A 10,771-nucleotide genomic window follows, 5' to 3' on the forward strand; every position below is an offset into this window, starting at 1 on the left:
CCTGCAAGCCTGAACAATGAAACCAAGAGAAACACAAACACTTAGCAAAACCGGTTACGAAAGAGAGACTATGACCGAATCGACTTTTCACAAAGGTAACGCCGACCAAGCGGAACTGGATAACTTCAACCGTCTATCCAACACCTGGTGGGACACCGAGGGAGAGTTTGGCGCCCTGCACAAAATCAACCCGTTTCGACTAGACTTTATAAGGCGACACCAATCAATTGAAAAACAAAGCATTTTAGACATAGGTTGCGGCGGCGGCATTCTTTCCGAATCGCTGGCGTTAGCGGGTGCCGAAGTGACCGGAATCGATCTGGCGGACGAGGTCTTGACCATTGCCAAACTGCACGGTTTGGATTCCGGCGTCAAAGTGAACTATCAACTGATTGCCGCCGAAGAATATGCGCAAAACAACCCGGAATCTCATGACATCGTCACCTGCATGGAAATGTTGGAACATGTACCGGATCCCGCCGCCATCATTAAAGCGGCCGCCGATTGTGTTAAGCCGGGCGGATGGGTGTTTTTCTCCACCCTGAACCGTAACTATAAAGCCTATCTGCTGGCGATTTTCGCCGCCGAACAAATCATGAACCTGGTACCAAAAGGCACGCACACCTACGAAAAGTTCATCACGCCGGCCGAAATGGACGAAATGGCCCGCCAAGCCGATCTTTACCTACGCGACAGCAGCGGCATCGAATTCAATCCGCTACTGAACCGTTACGGCTTGACCGAAAACGTCGACGTCAACTACTTGCTTGCTTACCAGAAAGCGGAATAATCAATGAACACCACAGAATGCATCTTATTTGATCTGGACGGTACCCTGCTGGATACCTCTTACGACTTCGCCTACGCTTTGAACCGCACACTCAGCGATTTCGGCCGTCCTCAGTTACGTTATCAAGATATCCGCAAAACCGTCTCCCAAGGCGGCTTGGCAATGACTAAACTGGCCTTTCCCGAACTGGAAGGCGATGAACTGGAACAAAAACGTCAGCACTTCCTCGAAATTTATCACGACAACATCGCCAACCATACCCAGTTATTTCCTGGCTTAATGCCGGGTTTGAAGTTTTTGGCCGAACACAATATCCCTTGGGGAATCGTGACTAACAAACCCGGCTGGCTGACCGAAAAACTCCTATCGAATTTTTCATTTCCAAGCACCCCCCTGACCGTCATCAGCGGCGACACGCTTGAAGTCAGAAAACCGCATCCGGAACCGATGTATTTGGCGGCCGAACAATGCGGCGTCGCGCCTGAAAACTGCCTGTATTTAGGCGACCATCCGCGTGACATTGAAGCAGGCATCAATGCCGGCATGAAAACCGGAGCCGCCCTGTTCGGTTATCTGCCGGAAAGTGCCGACGATAATAGCTGGCCTGCCGATTATTTCTTCGCGACGCCGTATGAAATCAGCCAGTTCCTGCAAAACATGAACGCCACTCACCATACCCAAAAACCAGAATAAGAGTCGAAGTTATGAGCGTATATTTAATTACCGGAGCCGCACAAGGGCTCGGAAAAGCCTTAAGCACCCAACTCATCGAACAAGAACACGATGTCATCCTACTGGACAAGGATATGGGAGCACTCAACAAGCTCTACGACGAACTGAACTCCGATAAAGCAGCGCTATACCCGATGGATCTATTGGGTGCCAACATCGATCACTACCAGCAACTTCAAGACATCCTTAACGAAAATTACGGCCAACTTGACGGTCTGTTTTTGAACGCGGCAACCTTACCGGCTTTTACACCGATTGCTCAATTCGACTATAAGCAATGGTATGAGGTCTTGCACACCAACCTGAATGCGAACTTCCATCTAATCCAGTCGTGCATGCCGTTATTGCTTAAAGCATCCAAAGGACAATTGGTAGCGATTTCGGATCAAAGCATTGAAGATCATCCCGCCTATTACGGAGCTTACGGGGTAGCCAAAGCCGGCCTGGAACAAATGATTAAAAGCGTGGCTGCGGAAACCAGAGAGCTCTCCTTAGAGTGTTATTTGGCCAAGCTTGAGCCTTTCGCTACCGAAGCAAGAGGACGCCTGTTCCCGGGAGAAAACCCACTGGATCTTCCGCAAGCGGACGAGATGGCTAAACATATTCTGGACATCGTCTTGCACGGCTTAAATGCCGAGTTGGTTCACAAGCTTTAATTTCATCCGCGATACACTGTGTAATAACACTCACCAACAAAACTGTAACCGACTTGCCTGAAAAATAATTTCGGGCATAAAAAAACCAGCGGTCCGCTGGTTTTAGATACTCAAAAACAATCCTATTTTTCTTTTGTTCTATTTCTCCCCGGACTTTTCAGTCTGTTCGGATTTTGTCTCCGGCTCTTTATCCAAGGGCTTGTTCGACATTGAAGCCACACCGGCGGTCAAAGTAAAACGCATCGCTTCCTCCATCGTCATATCCACCGGCGTCACATCCGCTCTAGGCAACAATATCGCATAACCGCCGATCATATAACTCAACGGCAGGTACACCAAAATATGGTCGGCATCATCAAACCCGGCCGGCAATTTTTTCGAATCGTTCTGAGTAATGAAGCCGATCAACTTCATATTATTGACGGTGACCGCAACCACCTGATCGAACTCTTGCTCTTTCTTCGGCGAAAAGTAATCGAAAAAATCTTTCATTGCACGGTAGATCGGTTTAACCACCGGCATATGAGAAAACAACGCTTCGAATTTTGCGAAAACGGTACGTACGATATAGGCATGCATCAACATACCGATGATAAAAAGTACAGCCAGTCCTGCAATCACACCCATGCCCGGCCAATACATCTCTTCAGGCATCGTGGTACGGATCACTCCGCCCAACATCGACTCCGCCGTTATCGCCATCCAATACAACAGATAAAAGGTTAAAAACAGCGGTAAAATCGTAATAATTCCGGTCAACACATTGCGACTGATAAATCCAAACACCTGTTATTCCTTAATTAATATATTTCTTTTTGTTCGCTGAAAAGCCTGACTGGCAGGCAGTTACAACGACTCTCGAATCAGCTTCGGTGCCGAACTCAATAACTTCTGCGTATATTCGTGCTGCGGGTTTTTCATTACCGACTCGACCGTACCTTGTTCAACAATTTTGCCCTGCTGCATGACTGCCACATGATGCGCAATCGCAGGAATAATCGACAGATCGTGAGTAATAAAGAGATACGACATCTGGTACTCTTTCTGCAAGTCGTCCAATAGAGCCAGCACTTGGGCACGCACAGTCACATCCAAAGCGCTGGTCGGCTCATCGCAAATAATCAATTCCGGCTCCACCGCCAAAGCACGGGCAATACCGATACGCTGACGTTGTCCTCCGGAAAATTCGTGCGGATAACGGTGCTTATGCTCCGCCAATAAGCCGACCTGCTCCAATAACTGCTCGATGCGTTCATCCTGAGAGGCGCGGTCTTTCGGTCCGACTTTCAAACTATTCATACCTTCACGAATAATCTCGCTAATGGTCATGCGCGGGTTCAATGCCGAAAACGGATCCTGGAAAATCACTTGGACCTTCTTACGCAGCGGCTTCATCTGTTTTTCGCTTAGCCGGGTCAAATCAACCGAATTCTCTCCGTCGTCGTGAAAATCGACCGAACCGTCGGTTGCATCTACCAATTTCAAAATCGCCTGTCCGATCGTACTTTTGCCGCTACCGGATTCCCCTACCAACGCCAAGGTCTGACCCTTTTGAATATTTAAAGTAACGCCGTCCACCGCTTTGACAAAACCGACCGTTCTTTGAAACAAGCCTTTCTTGATCGGGAAATGCACTTTCAGGTCATTCAACTGCAACAGAGTTTGAGTATCCTTGATTGGGCGATAGTCGTGCTTCGGCATCGCATCGGCCAACAATTTTTGGGTATAGGGGTGCTGCGGATTTTCAAAGAAATGCGCCTTGGGTGCCTGCTCGACAATTTCACCGTATTTCATGACCGCCACTCGATCGGCCATTTCGTTGACCACACCCATATCGTGCGTGATGAACAAAATCGACAAGCCTCTGGCATCGCGAATCTGCTTCAACAAGTCCAATACCTGCGCTTGAATGGTAACATCCAATGCCGTCGTCGGCTCGTCGGCAATCAACAGATCGGGTTCGCATGCCAATGCCATCGCAATCATTACACGTTGTTTCTGACCGCCTGAAAGCTGATGCGGATACCAATCAAAACGATTTTCGGCATCGGGAATCCCCACCTCTTCAAACAACTCAACAACTCTTGAACGTGCTTGCTTACCGGAAAGATGCAAATGCACACGCAACACCTCGGCCACTTGGTCACCAACCTTCATGACCGGATTCAAGGAAGTCATTGGTTCCTGGAAAATCATCGCCACTTGTCGGCCGCGAACCTTCTGCATCTGAAATTCGGGAAGCCCGAACAGATCCTGTCGATTCAATAAGATCTGCCCTCCGGTCACATCCAACGCTTCAGGCAAAAGACGCATAATCGCCAGACTGGTCAAAGACTTGCCGCTGCCCGACTCGCCTACCAAGGCAAAAATCTCACCGGCCTGAATATCGAAACTGATACCCTTAATCAATTCTGTCTGTTCGACGGTAACCTGAAGGTTTTTAACTTCTAATACGGGATGAGCGGATTGCATTATTTGTGCCCTCTGGGATCTAACACTTGCTGCACGCGGTCCGAGAACAGATTAGCAGCCAAAACTAAAATAAACATGAAGAAAAACGCCGAAAACAGCGACCACCAGACCATCGGCTCACGCGCCATTTCCAAGCGTGCCTGATTGATCATATTTCCCCAACTGTGCATGGTCGGATCGACACCGACGCCAACGTAAGACAATACCGCTTCCGCCAACACCAGACCGCTGAAATCCAACACCACCGCAATTAAAACGATATGCATGACGTTCGGCATGATGTGACGGCCGATGATCTTGAAGCGGCTGACGCCGAATGCGCGGGCGGCGGTCACGAATTCGATCTGGCTGATCTTAAGGGTTTCGGCACGCAACAAACGGCATAGACCAGTCCAGCTGGTCATACCCAAAATCAGGATCAAGAACAATAAACGGACGTCGGCGCGCTCTTCGGTGGTGCTGAACCAGTCCGGATGATTATTCATGACCACCTGCATCACCAATACGGCAGCGGCAATCAAAAGTACGCCCGGAATCGAATTCAAGGTCGTGTAAAGATATTGAATGACATCATCCACCCAGCCTTTGAACAGACCTGCCGAGATTCCTAAAATCAAAGAAACCGGCAACATCACCAAAGTGGTCAGAACACCGATCAGAACCCCGGTTCGAATACTCTTAAGCGACTCATACAAAACGTCGCCTCCGACCTTATCCGTACCCAACACATGATAAGAAAAACTGAGCACATACAACCAACTGAAAAACAGCATCACCACCAGTATGCAAATATAAGCGGTACGCCACGGCAGGCGCGTCTCGCCTCGCCAGACTTTTCGTGCATAAACCACAAAGCCCTGACCGTACTGGCGGCTGCGCCACCAAAGATGCTTGACGATGAAAATTCCGCTCAACAACAAGCCCGCAACCAATGCCAACAAAGATTGTTGAAAAATCGAAACCGATGGATCGATGTGCTTTAACGGCAGATAAACCTGGGCAACTTCGCCGCTAGGCAAAATCTGCATTGAACGATTGTATTCAACCGTCGCAAACGGCGCCGAATAGGTTCTTTCCGCACTGTGCGCCAAGTGCGAAAATAACGCATCCAAAATACTCTGCGAGGCCTGCCCGTTCTGTGAAAAATGAATCGAGTCCAATAAGGCGACGGCGACATAAAATAGCAACAGAATCGCTGCCACCATGGCTATTTTGGATTCGAACACTTGCATCCACTGTTTTCTGACTTGCACCGAACGACTGATCAATCGACCCCAAACGGCCAGTGCGATCACCAAGCCCCATATCATCATATCCGTCCACAATAGCGAGACCGTCATTACTGCAACCTCACTCTTGGATCAAAATAGGTATAGGATATATCCGTCAGAATCAAACCGACGATGTACAGAACCGACCCTAAAAACACCATCGATTTCACAATCGAAAAGTCCTGGGCGTTGATGGCGTCGATGGTATAACTCCCCAAACCGGGAATCCCGAAAAACGATTCCATGATCAAGCTCCCCATAAACAAGGTCGGAATCACAACCACCACACCGGTTAGAATCGGCAATAAACCGTTTTGCAAGACGTGACCGAATAGCACCTTAATTTCCGACAAGCCTTTCGCCCTTGCCGTGCGCACATAATCTTTATTAATCTCTTCCAAAAATAGACTTCGATACCAACGGATACCACTCCCTAATCCGGCAAACACACCAATCAGTACCGGCAAGACCAAAAACTTAAGTCCGTCCCAACCGCTTTCATAACCGGATATCGGCACCCAATGCCACACTTTACTGAACAAGACCTGACCGGCAATGATATAAAAAAGCCCGGAAATCGACATGATTGCCACTGCCACCATCATGGTTGCGGTATCCAGAACCGAACCGCGAAACAATACAATCAGCAATGCCAAAGCAATATTGGTGGTTAAACCGATTATGAAAGTCGGCAGTGCAATCGACAAACTCGGCCACATGCGTTCGTAAATATCGGCGGAGATCTGTCTGCCCGAATCGGACTGCCCGAAATCGAAAACGAATAATTTTAACGACTGTTCGACAAATAAGGTGTCGCCGATTTTAGACAGGCCGGTTGAATCGGAATTGAAAAACAACGGCTTATCGTAACCGTGATCGACCTTCCAAGCTTGAATCATTTCCGGCGTGGTTTGCTTAGCGCCCAGCTGTGCACGCGCCATATCCTCAGGTGTATTAACCATGAAAAACAAAGCGAAAGTAATTAAGTTAACCCCAATCAAAATCGGCACGGCAAACAATAAACGACGTACGATATAGGCCAACATTAACGATCCCCTCCCAGCGCTTTATCGGATTTTTCTTGAGGTGAAATCACCGATCCTTGACGCGATCTATATGCCCTTACCAGCGGATAAATCGAACCGATCAAAATAATAAATAAAATTAACAAAGGCCAGATAACCGGTTGATTCCATTCAACTTGTTTCTCATAACGCTGTTGCGGATCGATACGTTTGTATTTAATGGTGTTATTGGCCAAAGGATTCGGCCAAACATTGTGATACCAACCGTGATAAAGCGCCAACGACTTCGGATAGAATCCCCATACCCAAGGGGCATCCTGCTGCGCTATCGCAACCATCTCCTTAATTAGACGAAGACGCTCGGGCGAATTCTCCATAGTCTTGATTTGCTCAAACAAGGCATTGAATTTCGGGTTATCGTAATTGGCACTGTTGATTCCGGCACCATCGGTGTGGATCACGGCATTGCCGCCATAAAGCAAAAACAAGAAATTTTCCGGATCGGGATAGTCCGCATTCCAGCCCCAGACAAACATCTGCGCCTTGGCACCACGAACCTTATCCTGAAAACGATTGTAATCGGTAGCGCGAATTACCAGCTGAATACCCAACTTTTCAAACTGTTTACGATACCAGTTCAACATCGATTTGCTATCGGGTCCGGTCGCCGGCGTATCGAAATACAAGGTTAAAGCCGAGCCGTCGGGCATTTTGCCGTCGGGATAACCCGCTTCGGCCAGCAATTGCCTGGCAACAGCAATCGATTTTCTTTGCGCCGCTCCGTTACGCCATTCGTGCACGTAAGGGTTGATACCGCTCTCACCTTCCGAGTACCCCATAATCCCCGGAGGAAGCGGCCCTTGCGCAGCCACGCCGCGACCGTTTAAGAAAATCGAAATATACTCTTCATAATTAACCGCAATACTTAATGCCTGACGGAGTTTTTTCTGTTTTTCGGAATAACCGCCAATAACCGGATCGGCCATATTAAAACCGAGGTACATAATCGTCGGCTGCACAATATTCAAAAACTGAATGTTCTTCTGACGCATTTCATCGGTTAACTGCATTCCCCCGCTAGAACTCACCGACACCGCCTGATCGAAACTGTCCGAACTGACGCCGGAAGCATCATAATAACCCTGCAAAAACTTATTCCATAAAGGTACGTTTTCCTTCTCTAGCGAATAGATCACTTCCTTTATCAACGGCAGACGCTTACCTGCATCTTTCAACAAGGCCGGATCGGCACCTTCCGCCAAACCGGAATCGGGATAATATTCCGTATGAAAATTCGGGTTAGCCAACAAACGCATCCGCTTGTTAGGATTGTTCTCGGCCAACATATACGGGCCGGTGCCAACCGGCGAAGTATCCATCGTTAAGTTCTTTTCCACTAAGCCGGGCTGCTTATAGAAACGATCCACCTCCCAGGCAATCGGAGCAAAAAAGTTCATTGCCAACCAGTATTTAAACTGCGGGTATCGCCCCTTAATCTTAATAAGGAAATTATATTTATCAATAACTTGAATACCATTTATTTGAAATTTTCTTAAATCAAAAAATGTGCGTTTTGCAGTTGAGGATTTTGAAATTTCTGTTTGATAAGCGGTCGTAACCTGATCGGAAAATTCTTTCAGCCCGACAATGTAATGATTCATGGTATCCAGAACTGGGGAATGGTTTTGACGTAATGCCATACGCTTGATGGCATACACATAATCTTCCGCAACCAATTCACGTGATGCGGTTTCCTTAAAATCGGATATCGCATGAATATTTTGCAATTGAGCGTCGTTTAATTCGCCATATTTCTGATCGCCCTGTTCCGTCATCACAAAAGCCGGATGCGGCTGGAAACGGATGCCGGGGCGCAACGTCAAATGATATTCACTGAAAACAGCTTTCTCGCCATCCGCTAAAGGCTCACCATTCGCATCCAAAAAACGAACTTCCGGCATTTGCGTTAAAGTCAGAGGCTCTAGCTCATAGGGTCTTTTAAGATAGTGATACTGTAAAGGCGGCTCGTAAATCTGCCCCAAAATAGCCGCTTCGTTGGAACTGTAGGAAACGACGGGATCAAGATGTTTCGGCGGCTCGGAAAAAGAACTGAAAAGAATTGGAGATTTGACTTGTTCGGCCTGGTAAGGTTCATTCCAAAGTCCCGACTCACACCCTGAAAGCATCGACAGCATAACAAAGGTAATAGAATAAAAACTGCGTCTTAGGAAACCTCGATACCTGAATTCGTGAAGCATAATATGATGAATCCAACCTCTTACAAACAAACCGTTTTAATTCTTCAAGAACTGCCATTATAGCGAATAAATTCAACTTAATTAGCGTTATAATGCCACTATTAAATCTTAATGCTAAAACTTAAATCAATCACCAGAACGGCCGCTGGGCAACGGTATTGTTTACCGCCACCTCAGTAAAGCCGTCATTCATTACATGGAGAAATCGTGATGGGATTCCTAAGCGGAAAAAAAGCCTTAATCATTGGGGTAGCCAACAACAAATCAATTGCTTACGGTATTGCCAAGCAAATGCAGGAACAAGGCGCTGAAATCGCTCTGACCTACCAGAACGAAAAATTAAAAGGCCGTGTTGAAAAGATCGCAGAAGAGCTTGGTTCTTCAATCGTGCTGCCGCTGGATGTCGCGAACGATGCAGAAATCGACACTGTATTCGCCGAATTGGGCAAAACCTGGACTGACGGTCTAGACATCCTGGTTCATTCTGTGGCATTTGCTCCACGCGAAGAACTGGAAGGCCGCATGATCGACGCTTCTACCCGCGAAGGCTTCAAAATCGCTCACGACATTTCGGCTTACAGCCTGACGGCCTGTACTAAAGCAGCTTATGAAATGCTGAAAGCCAAAAACGGTTCCGTTATGACGGTCTCTTATCTGGGAGCTGAACGTGCAGTGCCAAACTATAACGTCATGGGAATTGCCAAAGCCTCTTTGGAAGCGACCGTCCGTTACCTGGCTGCCGACTTAGGTCAAGACGGCATTCGCGTCAATGCGGTTTCTGCCGGCCCTATCCGTACTTTAGCCGCTGCCGGAATCAAAGACTTCCGCAGCATGCTGGACAAAGCGGCGGCAGCTACACCGCTACGTCGCAATGTCACGATTGAAGAAGTCGGGAACACGGCTGCGTTCCTTTGTTCCGATCTAGCATCGGGCATTACAGGCGAAATCACCTACGTAGACGGTGGTTACAACATTACCGCATCAAACTAATCGAAGATTGATTGTTCGCTACAGAACAGTCATCTACCGCCCTGACTAAACCGCATTCTCATATGCGGTTTTTTTATGTCCCGTATTCCGACTAATCAAACCCAACACAATAAACCCAACAAAACCGACTCAAGCATGGCTTTATCAAAAAAATTAAAACCGATAGATATTGAAGACAAAAGAAGTGGGCAGGTGCGTTTAAACAACTTGAGCAAAAATAAAGCTTAGAAATGAAAAAAGCAGCACCCGATCACTCGAATGCTGCTTTTCATGTAATGGCGGAGCGGACGGGATTCGAACCCGCGACCCCCTGCGTGACAGGCAGGTATTCTAACCAGCTGAACTACCGCTCCTAATTGTATGGTGGGTGATACTGGGCTCGAACCAGTGACCCTCGCCTTGTAAGGGCGATGCTCTCCCAACTGAGCTAATCACCCAGGATAATACCAAACCGACTTATGGGTTGCGCTTCGATTACTTACTGCAAACTCCTGTTAGATTTGCAATAAAAAAGGTAGTCTAAAACTACCTTTAAAATATGGCGGAGCGGACGGGATTCGAACCCGCGACCCCCTGC

At 47.7% G+C, this 10,771-nt stretch carries 9 protein-coding genes and 2 tRNA genes; 4 read left to right on the plus strand and 7 right to left on the minus strand.

Features of this window, described 5'->3' with window-relative positions:
• Window positions 1-70 precede the first annotated feature (70 nt).
• Genes ubiG through ABY044_RS01135 form a run of 3 tightly spaced genes read left to right on the plus strand, consistent with a single transcriptional unit; the run spans window position 71 to window position 2,178 of the window.
• On the plus strand, window positions 71-790 hold the full coding sequence (ubiG, locus tag ABY044_RS01125) for a bifunctional 2-polyprenyl-6-hydroxyphenol methylase/3-demethylubiquinol 3-O-methyltransferase UbiG (RefSeq protein ID WP_373017295.1): 720 nt from the start codon (window positions 71-73) through the stop codon (window positions 788-790).
• Window positions 791-793: 3 nt separating this feature from the next.
• Window positions 794-1,483: an HAD family hydrolase gene (locus ABY044_RS01130; protein WP_373017277.1), complete on the plus strand. Its 690-nt coding sequence runs from the start codon at window positions 794-796 to the stop codon at window positions 1,481-1,483.
• An 11-nt stretch (window positions 1,484-1,494) separates the two neighbouring features.
• Window positions 1,495-2,178 carry an SDR family NAD(P)-dependent oxidoreductase gene (locus ABY044_RS01135; protein ID WP_373017279.1) on the plus strand — a complete coding sequence of 228 codons (684 nt, stop codon included), beginning with the start codon at window positions 1,495-1,497 and terminating at the stop codon, window positions 2,176-2,178.
• A 138-nt stretch (window positions 2,179-2,316) separates the two neighbouring features.
• Here ABY044_RS01135 and ABY044_RS01140 read toward each other — a convergent pair whose 3' ends face one another.
• Genes ABY044_RS01140 through ABY044_RS01160 form a run of 5 tightly spaced genes read right to left on the minus strand, consistent with a single transcriptional unit; the run spans window position 2,317 to window position 9,204 of the window.
• Complete coding sequence (locus ABY044_RS01140; RefSeq protein ID WP_373017281.1) at window positions 2,317-2,964, minus strand: DUF502 domain-containing protein; 648 nt, start codon at window positions 2,962-2,964, stop codon at window positions 2,317-2,319.
• A 60-nt stretch (window positions 2,965-3,024) separates the two neighbouring features.
• Complete coding sequence (locus tag ABY044_RS01145) at window positions 3,025-4,650, minus strand: ABC transporter ATP-binding protein (RefSeq protein WP_373017283.1); 1,626 nt, start codon at window positions 4,648-4,650, stop codon at window positions 3,025-3,027.
• A complete protein-coding gene (locus tag ABY044_RS01150) occupies window positions 4,650-5,990 on the minus strand; it encodes an ABC transporter permease (protein WP_373017285.1) in 1,341 nt (446 codons plus the stop codon). The genes ABY044_RS01145 and ABY044_RS01150 overlap by 1 nt, the downstream gene beginning before the upstream one ends.
• Window positions 5,990-6,967 carry an ABC transporter permease gene (locus ABY044_RS01155; RefSeq protein ID WP_373017287.1) on the minus strand — a complete coding sequence of 326 codons (978 nt, stop codon included), beginning with the start codon at window positions 6,965-6,967 and terminating at the stop codon, window positions 5,990-5,992. Before ABY044_RS01155 ends, ABY044_RS01150 begins: the two co-directional genes overlap by 1 nt.
• Window positions 6,967-9,204 (minus strand): ABC transporter substrate-binding protein, encoded by a 2,238-nt coding sequence (locus tag ABY044_RS01160; RefSeq protein ID WP_373017289.1) that lies wholly within the window; start codon window positions 9,202-9,204, stop codon window positions 6,967-6,969. Before ABY044_RS01160 ends, ABY044_RS01155 begins: the two co-directional genes overlap by 1 nt.
• Before the next feature lie 210 nt (window positions 9,205-9,414).
• Between ABY044_RS01160 and ABY044_RS01165 the strand changes: the two genes are divergently transcribed.
• Window positions 9,415-10,194: an enoyl-ACP reductase gene (locus tag ABY044_RS01165; RefSeq protein ID WP_373017297.1), complete on the plus strand. Its 780-nt coding sequence runs from the start codon at window positions 9,415-9,417 to the stop codon at window positions 10,192-10,194.
• Window positions 10,195-10,470: 276 nt separating this feature from the next.
• Here ABY044_RS01165 and ABY044_RS01170 read toward each other — a convergent pair.
• Both ABY044_RS01170 and ABY044_RS01175 read right to left on the minus strand, forming a co-directional pair.
• Window positions 10,471-10,547: transfer RNA gene (locus ABY044_RS01170), tRNA-Asp, on the minus strand.
• Between the two features lie 8 nt (window positions 10,548-10,555).
• A tRNA-Val gene (locus tag ABY044_RS01175) sits at window positions 10,556-10,631 on the minus strand.
• Between the last annotated feature and the right edge of the window lie 140 nt (window positions 10,632-10,771).

It is taken from the genome of Thiomicrorhabdus sp., from assembly GCF_041583835.1.
Lineage (GTDB): Bacteria > Pseudomonadota > Gammaproteobacteria > Thiomicrospirales > Thiomicrospiraceae > Thiomicrorhabdus.